The following is a 13,705-nucleotide window of genomic DNA, read 5'->3' as shown; positions in this document are numbered from 1 at the left end:
CGTTACATAAATAGAGTGCGTCAGAAAATATAACGAACGTTATATTTAATTGAGAGGAACGGAAATGCCACTTGCACTCAGTTACACCCAGGGCGTGATGAGCGAAGATGCCGGTTTGAAAGCAGGCAGGAAAATCACCGAAGCCTTCCTGAAATGGCACGGGCTTGGCGGCAACAAGGTCATGACCCCCAACGTGACCATGCAGATACAGGCACTGCCGAAGAACGGGGCGCTGTCCGGCGGCGAGCCGGTGGAAGGGGCCTGGCTGGAATGCAAGACGCCAAGTTTTGCCCTGGCTGCGCGGGACGTTCAGGTCGGGTTCTTCAAGGAAGCAACAGACATCATCGCCGCGGCGGCAGAAGGTCGTTTGCCACGGGACCGCATCTATTCAAACGTGGTGCACACTGTGGATGGGACCTGGAACCTGGACGGCGAAGCCATGACCAACAGCCAGCTTTCCGAACGGATTTCGCAGGGTTGACGTCACAACACGGATTGAAAAGGGGCCGCTTCTGCGGCCCTTTTGGCGGCTCCAGGGGCTTTTTGCCGGCAGGTAACGGGAGAATTCAGGAAACCGGTCCGCTCTCGAGTGAGCCGAGAAATCGCTTCAACTGGCGTGGACGGATGAAGACATGGCTCACTCCGGAGAACACCCTGATGCTTTCCAGATCACGTTCCCGCCGCGTCCGCCTGTAGTTCAGAACGAACTTGAAAAACGGCCAGTCGAAGCGCTCCAGGCAGCCATCCGGCAATTCGCCGCTGCGGGTGCCACCGCGGCCGAGAATGGAGCGCTTCAGCACTCTCGTCGCACAGAGAAACGTCTTAAAATCGAGATAGATGAGCGTATCAGCTGCTTTCAGGCGAAGGTCCAGGGTGCTGCCGTAGTTGCCGTCCATGATCCAGCGCGGGCGAGCGATCAGCTCTTTCATGGTGGCGCGCCAGACTTCGGGGGAAGGGCGCTGCCAACCCGGTTGCCAGTAATGACTGTCCAGATGAATGACGGGCAGGCCGGTCAGGTCGCTCAAGGTTCGGGCCGCACGGGACTTGCCGGCCCCCGGGCATCCGGCGATCACCACGCGCTTCATCTCTCCGTCTGTGCCAAGGCTTTCCACCCGTTTGTCCTCCCCGACAAAACAAAGCCTCCTGAACCTTACCGGAAAATCGGTGGTGCAGGAGGCTTTTCGTGTCAGGTCCGAAATCGGGCGACACAACAGTCACCTTGATCCGGAGCTTTTGGTGGTTCCGGCGTTAGACGGCAGCAAGCGCGCCCGGGTTGCCGGTCTGCTGGCGCAGGGCCAGCTTGTTCATGGCCGAAACATAGGCGCGGGCGGAAGCAACCAGTGTGTCGGTGTCCGCTCCCTTGCCCGTGGCAATGCGGCCGCCGGCTTCCAGGCGTACGGACACTTCGGCCTGTGCATCGGTGCCTTCGGTCACCGCATGCACCTGGTACAGGGACAGTTTGGCTTCATGCGGCACGATTGCCTTGATGGCGTTGAACGTGGCGTCGACAGGACCGTCGCCCGTGGCTTCCTTGGTGACGTGCTGGCCGTTGACGTCCATGGTCAGGATCGCCTTCTGCGGGCCACCCGTACCGGCAATTACCGTCAGCGCAATCACCTTGGTGCTTTCGCCCAGGATGCTGATTTCGTCCTCGACCAGGGCTTCGATGTCCTCGTCGTAGACGTGTTTCTTGCGGTCGGCGAGGTCCTTGAAACGGCGGAAAGCATCCTGCAGGGCATTGTCGCCCAATTCGAAGCCCAGTTCTTTCAGCTTGTCGCGGAAGGCGTGGCGGCCGGAATGCTTGCCCATGACCAGCGAGGTGGCTTTCACGCCAACGTCTTCCGGGCGCATGATTTCATAGGTTTCGGCGTTTTTCAGCATGCCGTCCTGGTGGATGCCGCTCTCGTGGGCAAAGGCGTTCTTGCCGACGATGGCCTTGTTGTACTGAACCGCGAACCCGGAGGCGCCCGCCACCATCTTGGAAGCGCGAACCATGAATTTCGGGTCGATCTGGGTCATGTAGGGCAGGACGTCGCTGCGGGTGCGGATCGCCATGACGATCTCTTCCAGGGCAGCATTGCCGGCGCGTTCGCCCAGGCCGTTGATGGTGCATTCGATCTGGCGGGCACCGCCGGCGACACCGGCCAGCGAGTTGGCAACGGCCAGGCCCAGGTCGTTGTGGCAGTGGACCGAGAAGATCGCCTGGTCGGCATTCGGCACGCGCTCACGGATCTGCTCGAACATGGACTTGTATTCGTCCGGGGTGGCGTAGCCGACCGTATCCGGCAGGTTGATGGTGGTGGCACCGCACTTGATTGCGGCTTCCACGCAGCGGCACAGGTATTCGATCGGCGTGCGCGTTGCGTCCATTGCGGACCATTCGACATCGTCGATCAGGTTGCGCGACCGTGTCACCGTGTCGGTGATGATTTCCAGCACCTGTTCTTCGGTCTTGTTCATCTGGAATTTCAGATGGATCGGCGAAGTGGAAACGAAGGTGTGGATGCGGCCCTTGCCGGCGTGTTTCACGGCTTCGCCGCAGCGGTCGATATCAGCGTGGATGGCGCGGGCCAGACCGGCAATGACCGAGTTTTTCGAGCGCTTGGCAATTTCGCTGACGGCTTCAAAATCGCCGTTCGAGGCAATCGGGAAACCGGCTTCGATGATGTCGACACCCATGTCATCGAGAATTTCCGCGATCTGCAGCTTTTCTTCCAACGTCATGGAGGCGCCGGGCGATTGTTCGCCGTCGCGCAATGTGGTGTCGAAGATCCGGACCTGGTCCTTCTCGGAAGTGGCAGTCATGTCGTTTCGTCCCTGGCTTGGATCGGGCCTTAGGTCGCTCGGGTAAGGAAAGGCGTGGCGCGATCCGATGGTCGTGATGCGGTTTTTTGAAAACTCTCCCCTAAGTGCCCGTTCCGCCTAAAGACAAGCGAAGCAGCCGACGCTCAGGGGCATCTAAGAAGGAGGAGATCGCCAAGTAGAATGAGGCCGCCGCGCTGAGCCAGCGCGTTGCGAGAAGATCCAGAAATGTCGCGAACCGCGATCATGGGTCTGTCTTGGCCTTTGGTCGTCTTTTCAACTGGTCCGCCAAGCGTGGCGCAAAAGCGTGACCTGACGGTTAATGGGGACTGTTCATAAGTCAGGATGAACCATGATGCAACCAGCTTTTCCGAAGCTTGTACATTTGGAGCCCCCTTGGCCTGGCGTTTCAGGGATCGGCGATAGCTTGCGCAAACAAGATCTGAGCCGCTGCAAAGGGAGGAGGCAAAGGCATTGTGCCCAAAGCCGGCCCTGTTACGCCGCGTTTATCGCACGGAAGCCAGGGCGATTGCCGGCGTCTGTGGTAGACGTCTTGCGGACTGACCGCCTTAGCCGTTTTTGGCCAGGGGAATGGGCTCGTCGGCAAATCTGGCCTGGATCTCCTCCACTTCCTTCTTCTTGCTCAGGAAGGCGGCAATGCACTCCGGGTCGAAGTCGCTGCCTGATTTTTCTTCCAGAAAGCTGAAGGCCCGTTCGTTGGTCCACGCGGACTTGTAGGGGCGTTCCGTCGTCAGCGCGTCGAAGACGTCGGCAACGGCCGCTATCCGGCCGACAAGAGGTATTTCTTCTCCACGCAGACCATTGGGGTAACCGCTGCCGTCCCAGCGTTCGTGGTGTGTCGCGGCAATCTGGGTCGCGACCTGCAGCAGCCGGCAGCTGGAACCCTTGAGGATGCCGGCGCCGATTTCCGTGTGCCGGTTGATTTCTTCGCGTTCTTCCGGGGTGAGGGGGCCGCGTTTCAGCATGATACGGTCCGGAATGCCAACCTTGCCGATGTCGTGCATCGGTGCGGCCATCTTGAGGTCTCGCCGGAACTCCATGCTCATGCCGAGTTCTTCGGCAATCAACTCGCAGAAGTTCGCCATGCGAAGGGTATGCATGGCCGTGTCGAGGTCCTTGTATTCGGAAGCAAGGATCAGCCGGTGAACGATTTCCTCGCCGCGCTTCCTGAGTTCGGTCGTTGCCCTGTCGACTTCCTCTTTCAGCCATTCCGCCCGGGTGGCGAGTTTGCGCTGCGCTTCGGCCAGCTTGGTCAGGTTCCGGACACGGGCCTTGAATTCCACCACCTCGAGCGGCTTGTTCAGAAAATCGACAGCACCGGAGGTCAGGGCCTCGATGCGCGTGTCCCGGTCCTTGTCTGCCGTGACGATCACCATCGGCTTGTCAGTATGGGCGGGGTGCTGATGAATTTCCTTGATGAGCTCGATGCCGTTGAGGCCCGGCAATTGATAGTCGACGATCGCCACATCGAATTCGACCATGTCGAGCGCCGCGATCAGGTCGATGGGATGGGAAAAGCTGACTGCGTGGCATCCGGGGATGCGCTCCACAAGCCGTTCCATGATCATGCGGTTGGTGGGATCGTCTTCGACCAGCAGGATGCGGAAATCGGTGTCGGCAAGCGGTGTGTCGGTCATATCGCAATCTTCCGGTATTTGTTTTTTGCTTTTTCCAGCTCCACCGTCAGGAGTGTCACCTGGTTGGAGGTTTCGATGCTGGTGCGAAGTGCGTCCGCAGTTTTTGAGAGGGTCGTAAATCCGAGATTGTCCGCCGCACCTTTCAGTGTGTGCAGCAGCCGGTCGTAGCTTTCCCCATCACCCGAGCTTGCTGCCTCGGTGACTTGCACAACGAGAGTGTCGGCATTTTCAAAGAAGGCATTCACCAGAGAATGGAAGACCTCCTCGCCAAGTTCCTCCCGCAGTTCAGCTCGTCTGGCATCCCCTTTCTCTTCTCCGGCAAGGCGAACCACGTTGGCGTTTGGTGTCGCTGCGTCGGATTGAGCCGCATGCACTGGTTCCGTCGGTTCCGGAGAACCTGGGGATGTCGGCAGGTCGGTGGTGCCTTCTGCTGAAGTGTCCGAAGGACCATATTCACGCAGGATGGTCGCAAGCCTCTGGAAGGTGACGGGCTTGGACTCGAAGGCATTCATGCCCGCGTCCAGGCAGTCCTGGCGGTGCCGGTCGGAAGCATTTGCCGTCATTGCAACGATGGGCAGCTTGTCGAATGGAGCGCCGATGTTCCGTATCAGCCGTGTTGCCGCGATCCCGTCGAGATCAGGCATCTGCACGTCCATCAGTACGAGATCGAAAGTGGCGTCCTGCACATGTTTGATCGCCTCTCTGCCGTCGCTGGCAACGATAACTTCCTGACCCAGTCTCTCCAGCAACTTCGTTGCGACACGCTGGTTTATGACGTTGTCTTCCACGAGCAGGATACGCAGACGGGGGATCAATGCAGTTGGGGTCGAACCGCTATCCAAACCGGTGAGATTCGCAGCAGGGGCATGTGCCAGTTGAACCGGCAAGGTGAAGCTGAAGGTCGCGCCTTCGCCAGGAATACTGAACACACCTATCGATCCACCCATCGCCTCGACGATCTGTTTGCAGATGGCAAGGCCGAGGCCCGTGCCGCCAAAGCGCCGGCTGATCGAGGAATCGACCTGGTGGAATGCGGTAAAGAGCTGCTTTTGTGCCTCTTCGGCAATGCCGATACCGGAATCCTTGACGCTGATCTTCAGTTCCAGGGTCTCGGCGACAACTTTTCCGGCAACCACATCGACGTGGATTGAGCCGTTTTCGGTGAATTTCACGGCATTGGACAGCAGGTTGAGCAGGACGCGCTTCAGCCGGGTGGGGTCGCTCTTGATGAAAGCTTTTTCAAGTGTCGGGTCGATGTTTAGCTTGAGCTCGTCATTCTGCTCGAGCGCCTTGCCTTCCACGACAGCTGCCGCCTCTTGCACCAGTTCGTCGAGCCGGAAGACAATCTGTTCGGTCTCAAGGGATCCGTATTCGATCTTCGCAAAATCGAGGATCTCGTTGATCATCTCCAGCAGCGTATTGCCGGAACTCGTGATGGTGCGGACGTAACCGGTTTCTTCTTCCGGAAGCTGCTTTTGTGCCAGAAGTTCGGCCATGCCGAGAATGCCGTTCAGCGGGGTGCGGATTTCGTGTCCGATCGTGGCCAGAAACTCCGACTTGGCCTTGTTGCCGGCTTCTGCTGCTTCATAGGCCTTTTCGAATTCGGCTGCGGCCCTGGTCATCCCTTCTCGCGTCTGTTTCACGATGCGGACCTGCAGAAGCATATGCAGGGCGAGAAAGAGTGCGGCGACGACAATCGCGAACATGAAGAGGAAGGCCAGCATCTGTACATGGAAGACGTCGTTGCGGGCTTCGGCGCGTGCTTCTGAAATCGTCGCGTTCGTGCGGACAAGAAATTCGTTCGTGGCGCTACGAATTTTTTCGAGCGTTTCTTCGACAGGCGCAAAGTCGATGTCGACGTAATTCTTTTTCGCTGCGATTTCGTTGAAGACAGGTTCGATGGCCAGGATCTTGGTCTGAATGGTCGTGATCCTGGATCTGAAGTTCGGACTTTGCTCGAAGAAGACGTTGTATTTGGAGTTGGCGAGGACCGAGAGACGCGAATAGAGGATGTCGTAACGCGTTACGAGATCTCGCGGTGCTACGGCTTCCTGCGCCGCTTCGACACCTGCCTCGCCGATACGATATTTGACGTGTTGTATCAGCTCGTAGACGGCACGTGTTTCGCGGTCGAGCTGATAGACAGCCCAGATTGCGTCTTCACGGATAGCGTCATGCAACTGGCCTTCGCGTTTGACCAGCATTGAAAAGATGGCAAGGACCGTACAGACAAGAAAGATCTGGACGACGAGAACGGATTTCGTCGCCCTTGCAGCCTGTTCAACGGCCTTGCCGCCTATTTCGAGCTGATTTTTCACTCTACCACTTCAACTTCACGGATTTGCCAGACCGAACGGGAAAAGTATTTCTCGTTGAAGAGTTCCGGGTTCGTGTCGAAAGGGTAGACCAGGAACAGGGGGCCCTTGTCGCGAACGGACATGTAGTCGCCGTTCATTTTGGTCGCCAGCATCGTGTCGAAGTCCTCGGCATCTTCTACCGGCACTTCTGCACTGTAGTCGTTGAGAGCCTTGACGATCAGTTTGGAACCGCGTGCGCCAACTTCCTCCAGCACTGCGCGCAGCTGAGGGCCGGAAAAGGCAGTGGTGCCTTCAGTCCAGGGTGTCTCGAGCGTCTTGGAGATTTCTGTAAGGCCTTCCAGCATCTCCATGTCAAATTCAGCGCTGTCACCTTTGTTGGTGTTCTTGATGTTTCCGGTCACAACGAGGACGACATCACCTGTTGGTGCCGGAAGGTTGGCAGCCTGAACGGCAGAGCTGATCATCAGTGCCCCAGCCAGGAGGCTCAGTAAGGTTTTCATGGCGTTTCCCTGTTTACTTGCGCGTTACTGTAATTTTTGACAGTAAACTTGTTTTCATTAGTTCCTCTGCGGAACTTGGATACGCCAAGAGCCTTTAATCAAATGCAAATTAAATGGGCAAACATCTGGTTAACTTCATCAAGTAAAGTAAATATTTTTGTCATTTATGTGTTTTAAATCAATATTTTAAAAGGTTGCGATGTGATGAATCTATTTAATTCGAGCACGAGTAAATGACACAGTGATGGCTCGCTGCAAGCAGGTAGAGTATTGTGATTTATTACTATTCAATGGCAATGCGCGTTTAAGCGTTTGATCCTCATTCGGAAGCGAGGAAATGGCGCTCCAGAAGCGACGATCTGCGCGGCGCTTCAGCAGGATTGCGCCGAAACGCTGCCGTTGGCCAAACAGCAGTCCATGTGCTTCGGAGAAGCAGGCAGCCGGCAACCGGCAACGGCCGGCGCCGGGGCTAGCGTTGGTGTCCTGCCTCTTATCCGTTCCTGGGGGCGACGAGATCAGCCAGTCGGCCAAAGCAGCCGTTCCAGCCGCCGCCGACACCGCGGCGTGCATCTTCGGTCTTGATGGCCTCGTGACGTAACTTGACCTCCGTCGCCTTGCCGACTTCGGTAAAGGTAACGGATACTCTTGAAGTGTCTGTCGCTTCCCGTGTGCCGTCGGCATATTCCTGAACATGGCGCCAGGAAAACTCAAGACGGTTCGGCGCTTCGATGGCCAGATATTCGCCTTCAAAGTGGATCTGCTTTTCCGCGGTTTTCTCAATGACGAAACACCAGCGCCCACCAACCTGAAGATCGATCTCCGCCGAAACCAGCGCACCGGACTTGGGTACGAACCAGCATCGAACCTCATCGGGTTCGGTAAAGGCGCGGAAGACCCGCCTCGGGTCGGCCCGGAACAGGCCTTCCACGAGCACCGGCTCCTGGCCGGGATTGGATTTCAGGAACGCTTGGGGTTGCTGTTGTACGGTCATTTTTCGCTGTCCTTGGCGAGGTGACGGGCAAGAGCATCGAAACGGTCGATCCAGAACGCTTCATATTTGCTCAGCCAGTCCACGGCTTCCTTGATTGGTGCACCGCGCAGCCGGCAATGGCGGGTACGCCCGCGTTTTTCGATATCCACCAGCCCGGCATCCGAGAGCACCCGCAGGTGTTTGGAAACCGCTGTCAACGACATGTCGAACGGTTCGGCGAGGTCCGAAAGCGATGTCTCGCCGTCGGCAAGCCTGGCTACGATCGCACGGCGCGTGCCGTCGCTGAGGGCGGCGAAGGTGGCATCGAGTTGAGGCATTTCAGCTGCATTCATAAAGTGAACCTTTTGGTTGACTATCATCTGACTTCATTATAGTCAACTAAGTGGTTGAGTAAATGAGTGACGCGCGACACCGGCTCAATTTTCCCATGGTCGTGCAGCACAGGTTTCCGGCCGAACCTGGGGCTGATGACCGGACTTACGAATGTGGAGAGACGGACATGAAACTGTTCACAGCAGATATTTCGCCCAACTGCCGCCGTGTCGAGGCGGTGCTGCATCATCTTGGACTGTTCGATGAAGTCGAGGTCCACAGGTTGAACATGATGGCGGGTGAGCATCACCGGGACGACCTGAAGGCCGCCAATCCCAACTTGAAGGTTCCGACGCTCGTGGTGGGTGACATGAACCTGTGGGAAGCCAACCCGACCATGATCTACCTGAGTGACCGGGCAGGAGCCGAAGCGTTTTGCCCGACGGACGCCAAATTGCGCTTTGAGATCCTGCGCTGGATGTCCTGGGAGGTGCAGCATTACAACCAGGCCGCAAGGGATATTGCCTGGGAAACGATGGTCAAGCCGCTTTTCGGTCTGGGTGAACCGGACGAAGCCAGGATTGAAGCGGCAAGCGAAAACTTCCATCGCTTCGCTGCAGTTCTCGACGCCCACCTGGAAGGGCGGGACTACATGCTTGGGGACACGGTGACCGTAACCGATTTTGCGGTCGGTGCCTTGTCGGCGTTGGCGTTGAACCCGCAGTCGCGTATGCCGCTGGAAGGCCATGCCAACATCATTGCCTGGTATCAGCGGCTGGAAGCAGTGCCGAGCTGGGCCATGACGGCACCTGCACGCCTGATGGAAGCTGCCGAATAGGCCAATGCAAGCGGCGGCCGGGATCCGGCCGCCGCGGCACACTGCTGACTTGGGGTGTCAGAGGTTCTGACCGCCCGAGACTTCAATGCGCTGGCCGGTCATCCAGCCGGTATTGCCGCTCAAAAGCGCGGTGATGGCTCCGCCGATGTCATCCGGAAGGCCGGCACGGCCCATGGCTGTCATGGAGGCGACCACCTTGTTGATTTCCGGATTGTCACGCACGGCACCGCCACCGAAATCCGTTTCGATGGCACCAGGCGCCAGCGTGTTGACGGCGATGTGTCGAGATCCCAGTTCCTTGGCCAGATAGCGGGTCAGAACTTCAATCGCGCCTTTCATGGTCGCGTATGCCGCGTAGCCGGGCAGGGAGAACCGGGCAAGGCCGGACGATACGTTCAGAATGCGGCCGCCATCTGCGATCAGCGGCAGCAGTTGCTGCGTCAGGAAAAAGACTCCCTTCACGTGAACATTCATCAACTGGTCGAAATCGGTCTCAGTCGTCTCGGCGAAGGGCTTGTGAATGCCCGTGCCGGCGTTGTTGACCAGGAAATCGAAACTGTCACGCTGCCAGGTCTGCTGTAGCACGGTTTTCAATGCGTCCGTGAATGCGGGGAAGCCGGACGTGTCTGCAGTATCAAGCTGCAGGGCAACAGCCCTGGCACCCAGCGCTTCCACTTCGGCAACGACCTGTGCGGCTTCTTCCTTGCTGGTCCTGTATGTCAGGACCGTGTCGACACCGTTCTTGGCAAGATGAAGAACAGTGTTGCGGCCAAGGCCGCGACTGCCGCCGGTGATAAGGGCGATCTTGGGGGAGGTGGTCATGTTATTGGCTCCAGTGTTGTGGGGCGTGATGTCGATGACCATGAGATAGTCCGTAGCGAGACGTATTGTGTGCCGGTTTCTCCAGAAGACTTGCCTGATCCTACAAATCAGGCAACCTGCATGCTTGCCATCACCAACCGGCGGGCGTATCGCTGGGTTCTTGACGGAGGGAACCATGCAGGCAGACGAGCTTATCCGGAAAGTTGTTGCATTTGCTGATGATCATGGCGCAGGTGGCGATCCTTTTCCTGTTGGTGCTGGTGGCATGACGCTGGTGCGTCAACGCCGGCCAACCCTGATCTATCCGATCGTCTACCAACCGATTTTTTGCCTGGTTCTCCAAGGGGAGAAGCAGACATATCTCGGATCGAACACCGTCCGGTTCGGTGCCATGCAGTCACTGATTGTCGGGCTGGATCTGCCCGCGCAGGCACGGGTCGTGCGTGCGAGCCAGGCCGAGCCCTATGTCGCGCTCGCCATTCCACTGGACATGGCACTGATCCGCGAACTTGCTCCGGAGCTGGATCGGCCGGGTAAAACATCTATGGCTGCACGCGCCGTTGCAAGCGGCAGGGCAGATGCGGCGATCGTCGATGCGATACGGCGCCTGTTCGAGCTTGCGGAGATGCCGGAGGCCGGCAAGGTGTTGCTGCCGTTGATCTTGCGAGAGATCCACTACTGGCTGCTGACCGCCGAACATGGCGCTATCCTGCGTCAGATTTCAGAGCAGGACAGTCACGCGGCCCGCATCGCCAAGGTCATTGCCGGCATACGCCGGGACATTGCGGCGTCCTTGCGGGTGGACGATCTTGCCGGCGAGGCAGGCATGAGCGTGTCAGCCTTCCATGCGCACTTCAAGGATATTACCGGCACCAGTCCGCTGCAGTTTCAAAAGCAGTTGCGGCTGATGGAGGCGCGCCGGCTGCTGCAGGCGGAAAAACTGTCCGTCTCGCGCGCGGCGTTCCAGGTGGGTTACGAAAGCGCGACCCAGTTCAGCCGAGAGTACGCCCGGCATTTCGGTCTGCCGCCGCGCGCCGACAAGGCGAACGAACCTGCCCAGGCGGCCTTCTGACCGTCCGGGCAGCGTCTGATTTGATTAGAGGAACAGTTCGCCCCGAGCGACAAGCGTCGCCTGACCGCCGATCCTGACCGCATGCATCTTGCCGCCCTCGATGTCGATTTCCAGGTCGATCAGGGACGGGCGTCCCATCTCGAAACCCTGTTCGATGCGGATATGGTGGGTGCCGTTGGGAAGGTCGTCGTAATAGTCGACCACACCTGCGAATGCCGCCGCGGCAGAACCTGTCGCGGGATCTTCTGGAATACCCATGTCGGGCGCAAACAGGCGGGCGTGGAAAGCGCTGTCGTGGGAGCGGGTTTCGCGGCAATAGACATAAGCGTCCGTATTGCCGTTCTTGCCGAAGCCCGCGTTCCACATGGCCGGCACCGGTTTGGCGCGCGCCAAGGCATCCAGATCGCGCACCGGCACGAAGGTGAAGGGAGGGCCTACGCGGAAGCGGGAGGGGCCGTGGTTCTCGAACCCGATGTCACTCGGCTCCAGGTTGAGCGCGGCTGCGATCAGCTCGACGTTGTGGGTCGGTCCGGCGGGCTCGGGCAGGCTGGGAACGTCGAACTCGGCAAAGGCGGCTGCGTGCTCGCGCAGGATAACCGCGCAGCGCACGGTGCCGATCTGCTGCTTCAGAACAACAACGGCATCCTGCTCGCCCGAAATATCGCCGAAGCGTTCCGTTGCCAGAAGGATGGCCGTACCGACGGTCGGGTGCCCGGCGAACGGCAATTCCATCTTGGGTGTGAAGATCCGCATGGTGGCGGAATGCCCGGGCTTTTCCGGCGGGAAGACGAAGACCGTTTCGGAAAGATTGAACTCACCGGCGATCTTCTGCATCTGCTCGTCGCTCAGCCCCTCGGAGTCCAGAACCACCGCCAGGGGGTTCCCGGCAAGGCTCGTGTTCGTGAAGACATCCAGGATCGCGTAGCGGCGGCTCATACTTCTCTTCTCCCTGTCGCCGCCTGCCGACCTTCAAACGAAGTCAGGCGAGGGGCTCAAACGTTGTAAAACAACCAACCTGTCCGCATCGGACGGCCCGTGCAAACCACGGTGCCGGCTTCAAAGGTGAGCGGACTTTTGCATTTTCAGGCAAGTCCTGCCAGTGCTTAGTGCGCATTCTTGGTGAACAAAATATTGCCGTTCCCGGCCGTCTCGCCGAGTGCTCTTCATGGCAGCAGATATTTGCCGAGCGAACGGGCGTAAGGCACGATGGCGCTGTCCTCAAGGTCCGCGCGCGTGCGAATAATGCGCATATCGGCAAGCTCCTGTTCTTCTGACGCCTCTGAAAAACGCAGGATCTCCGTGCGCAACTCTTCCGCGGGGCGGGGGACATCCATCAGCTGGCCGATGGAAATTCGCCAGCCGTCGAATGTCACCAGCAGCCCGGCAGGCTTGACGTCGTCTCGTTTGAGGCCTGTTTCCTCTTCAAGTTCCCGGTAGATCGCCCCGACAACGTCGACCTTGCCATCTTCGGTCAGGTCGGTCGGGTCGAGATTGCCACCGGGAGGGTAGATCATGCCCGCTGTTGCGGTCTTTCGGGACATGACACCATAAAGCAATGCGCCCTCGGCGGACCTCAGGATGGCGGAGCCGAAGAGATTGAACGAGCTTGCATCGGGCGCACCCCAGTCGCGCCACGCCAGGAAAGCGGCAAAGGAACATTCCGCGCAGGTGCCGTTAAAGGTGCCATCCTTGAACTCGAACCCGGTCAACTTCATGGTTCGGCCATTCCAAAGCATGGGAATGCGCTTCCTGGCTTCCTCGAAATACGCATCGATCGCGTCTGCATGCTTCGTTTCAAAAGCCCAGGGTTCGTCCGAAACCTCGATGTTCAGCGCTTCCACCCGGTAGACCGCAGGTGCCAGCGGTTTTTCCATCAGGGGGATTTCCTTGCCGGGCGACATCTCGCTTGGTCGCGTCGCCATCGTCCGAAACCCGCGTTTTTCGTAAAAGGGGCCCGCGTTGGCGTCGCTTTCCAGATAAAGCCGGCTCAATCCCTGCCGGTGAGCATGATCCTCCGCGCGCTTCAGCAGAAGGTCGCCAATGCCCTGACGCTGGGCTTCAGGGGCAACGAACAGAAAATCGACAAGCAGGGTATCTTCGCTTTGGGGAGAGAGCCCGGAAAAGGCTATGGGCTGACCGTCCCGCTCTGCAACGGTGAGCGTCAGGGACTGGATGGTGGCCTCGGAAATTCGCCAGTAGTCGCGAAACTCTGCCATTTTTTCCTCCGGATAGCCCCAGGAGGCCTTGGCGCGATGGAGGATATCGGTGAGGGCTGGGGCGTCGGCCTTTGTGGCCGGGCGGAGTTTCAATGGCATGGGCTGTCCAGATCGATTGTATCCCGGACAGCCCTAGCCAGACTTTGTGAAAGTTACAAGGCAGCAGGTTCTTTTCA

Annotated in this window: 13 protein-coding genes; 3 read left to right on the top strand and 10 right to left on the bottom strand. The window is 58.5% G+C overall.

The annotated features are described in order from the left end of the window. Window positions 1-64 precede the first annotated feature (64 nt). A complete protein-coding gene (locus J7447_RS11655) occupies window positions 65-481 on the top strand; it encodes a 4-oxalocrotonate tautomerase (RefSeq protein ID WP_209169667.1) in 417 nt (138 codons plus the stop codon). 85 nt (window positions 482-566) lie between these two features. Here J7447_RS11655 and J7447_RS11650 read toward each other — a convergent pair whose 3' ends face one another. The 7 genes from J7447_RS11650 to J7447_RS11620 all read right to left on the bottom strand — a co-directional run bounded on the left by J7447_RS11650 (window position 567) and on the right by J7447_RS11620 (window position 8,601). Further along, entirely contained in the window at window positions 567-1,112 is a 546-nt protein-coding gene (locus tag J7447_RS11650) for an adenylate kinase (RefSeq protein WP_209009290.1), read from the bottom strand. A 136-nt stretch (window positions 1,113-1,248) separates the two neighbouring features. Beyond that, a complete protein-coding gene (locus tag J7447_RS11645; protein WP_023000539.1) occupies window positions 1,249-2,805 on the bottom strand; it encodes a 2-isopropylmalate synthase in 1,557 nt (518 codons plus the stop codon). A 566-nt stretch (window positions 2,806-3,371) separates the two neighbouring features. Then, a complete protein-coding gene (locus J7447_RS11640; RefSeq protein ID WP_209169666.1) occupies window positions 3,372-4,460 on the bottom strand; it encodes an HD domain-containing phosphohydrolase in 1,089 nt (362 codons plus the stop codon). Then, window positions 4,457-6,778: an ATP-binding protein gene (locus J7447_RS11635; protein WP_209169665.1), complete on the bottom strand. Its 2,322-nt coding sequence runs from the start codon at window positions 6,776-6,778 to the stop codon at window positions 4,457-4,459. Before J7447_RS11635 ends, J7447_RS11640 begins: the two co-directional genes overlap by 4 nt. Further along, window positions 6,775-7,278, bottom strand: coding sequence for a molybdopterin-dependent oxidoreductase (locus J7447_RS11630; protein WP_206907146.1), 504 nt, complete (start codon window positions 7,276-7,278; stop codon window positions 6,775-6,777). The genes J7447_RS11635 and J7447_RS11630 overlap by 4 nt, the downstream gene beginning before the upstream one ends. 490 nt (window positions 7,279-7,768) lie before the next feature. Further along, window positions 7,769-8,269 (bottom strand): SRPBCC domain-containing protein, encoded by a 501-nt coding sequence (locus J7447_RS11625; RefSeq protein ID WP_209169664.1) that lies wholly within the window; start codon window positions 8,267-8,269, stop codon window positions 7,769-7,771. Next, window positions 8,266-8,601 carry a metalloregulator ArsR/SmtB family transcription factor gene (locus J7447_RS11620; protein ID WP_023000544.1) on the bottom strand — a complete coding sequence of 112 codons (336 nt, stop codon included), beginning with the start codon at window positions 8,599-8,601 and terminating at the stop codon, window positions 8,266-8,268. The genes J7447_RS11625 and J7447_RS11620 overlap by 4 nt, the downstream gene beginning before the upstream one ends. A 167-nt stretch (window positions 8,602-8,768) precedes the next feature. Here J7447_RS11620 and J7447_RS11615 point away from each other — a divergent pair, with 167 nt between their 5' ends. Further along, on the top strand, window positions 8,769-9,419 hold the full coding sequence (locus tag J7447_RS11615; RefSeq protein WP_209169663.1) for a glutathione S-transferase family protein: 651 nt from the start codon (window positions 8,769-8,771) through the stop codon (window positions 9,417-9,419). A gap of 57 nt (window positions 9,420-9,476) precedes the next feature. Here the strand turns inward: J7447_RS11615 and J7447_RS11610 are convergent, their stop codons facing one another. Further along, the gene (locus tag J7447_RS11610) at window positions 9,477-10,241 is read right to left on the bottom strand and encodes an SDR family oxidoreductase (protein WP_209169662.1); all 765 of its coding nucleotides are present in this window, start codon (window positions 10,239-10,241) and stop codon (window positions 9,477-9,479) included. 175 nt (window positions 10,242-10,416) lie between these two features. Between J7447_RS11610 and J7447_RS11605 the strand changes: the two genes are divergently transcribed. Next, complete coding sequence (locus tag J7447_RS11605) at window positions 10,417-11,313, top strand: AraC family transcriptional regulator (RefSeq protein WP_209169661.1); 897 nt, start codon at window positions 10,417-10,419, stop codon at window positions 11,311-11,313. A gap of 24 nt (window positions 11,314-11,337) precedes the next feature. Here the strand turns inward: J7447_RS11605 and J7447_RS11600 are convergent, their stop codons facing one another. Continuing rightward, window positions 11,338-12,249 carry a PhzF family phenazine biosynthesis protein gene (locus J7447_RS11600; RefSeq protein WP_023000548.1) on the bottom strand — a complete coding sequence of 304 codons (912 nt, stop codon included), beginning with the start codon at window positions 12,247-12,249 and terminating at the stop codon, window positions 11,338-11,340. A gap of 227 nt (window positions 12,250-12,476) precedes the next feature. Next, a complete protein-coding gene (locus J7447_RS11595) occupies window positions 12,477-13,628 on the bottom strand; it encodes a GNAT family N-acetyltransferase (protein WP_209169660.1) in 1,152 nt (383 codons plus the stop codon). Window positions 13,629-13,705 lie beyond the last annotated feature (77 nt).

Origin of the sequence: Labrenzia sp. R5_0, assembly GCF_017743835.1 — a bacterium.
Classification (GTDB): domain Bacteria; phylum Pseudomonadota; class Alphaproteobacteria; order Rhizobiales; family Stappiaceae; genus Roseibium; species Roseibium algicola.
Note: the sequence above shows the minus strand (reverse complement) of the source record. Positions and strands in the feature narration are given on the sequence as shown.

Coding starts and splice junctions, on each gene's coding strand:
- J7447_RS11655 (WP_209169667.1), top strand. CDS start 65: ATGCCACTTGCACTCAGTTACACCCAGGGCGTGATGAGCGAAGATGCC.
- J7447_RS11645 (WP_023000539.1), bottom strand. CDS start 2,805: ATGACTGCCACTTCCGAGAAGGACCAGGTCCGGATCTTCGACACCACA.
- J7447_RS11640 (WP_209169666.1), bottom strand. CDS start 4,460: ATGACCGACACACCGCTTGCCGACACCGATTTCCGCATCCTGCTGGTC.
- J7447_RS11630 (WP_206907146.1), bottom strand. CDS start 7,278: ATGAAAACCTTACTGAGCCTCCTGGCTGGGGCACTGATGATCAGCTCT.
- J7447_RS11625 (WP_209169664.1), bottom strand. CDS start 8,269: ATGACCGTACAACAGCAACCCCAAGCGTTCCTGAAATCCAATCCCGGC.
- J7447_RS11620 (WP_023000544.1), bottom strand. CDS start 8,601: ATGAATGCAGCTGAAATGCCTCAACTCGATGCCACCTTCGCCGCCCTC.
- J7447_RS11615 (WP_209169663.1), top strand. CDS start 8,769: ATGAAACTGTTCACAGCAGATATTTCGCCCAACTGCCGCCGTGTCGAG.
- J7447_RS11610 (WP_209169662.1), bottom strand. CDS start 10,241: ATGACCACCTCCCCCAAGATCGCCCTTATCACCGGCGGCAGTCGCGGC.
- J7447_RS11605 (WP_209169661.1), top strand. CDS start 10,417: ATGCAGGCAGACGAGCTTATCCGGAAAGTTGTTGCATTTGCTGATGAT.
- J7447_RS11600 (WP_023000548.1), bottom strand. CDS start 12,249: ATGAGCCGCCGCTACGCGATCCTGGATGTCTTCACGAACACGAGCCTT.
- J7447_RS11595 (WP_209169660.1), bottom strand. CDS start 13,628: ATGCCATTGAAACTCCGCCCGGCCACAAAGGCCGACGCCCCAGCCCTC.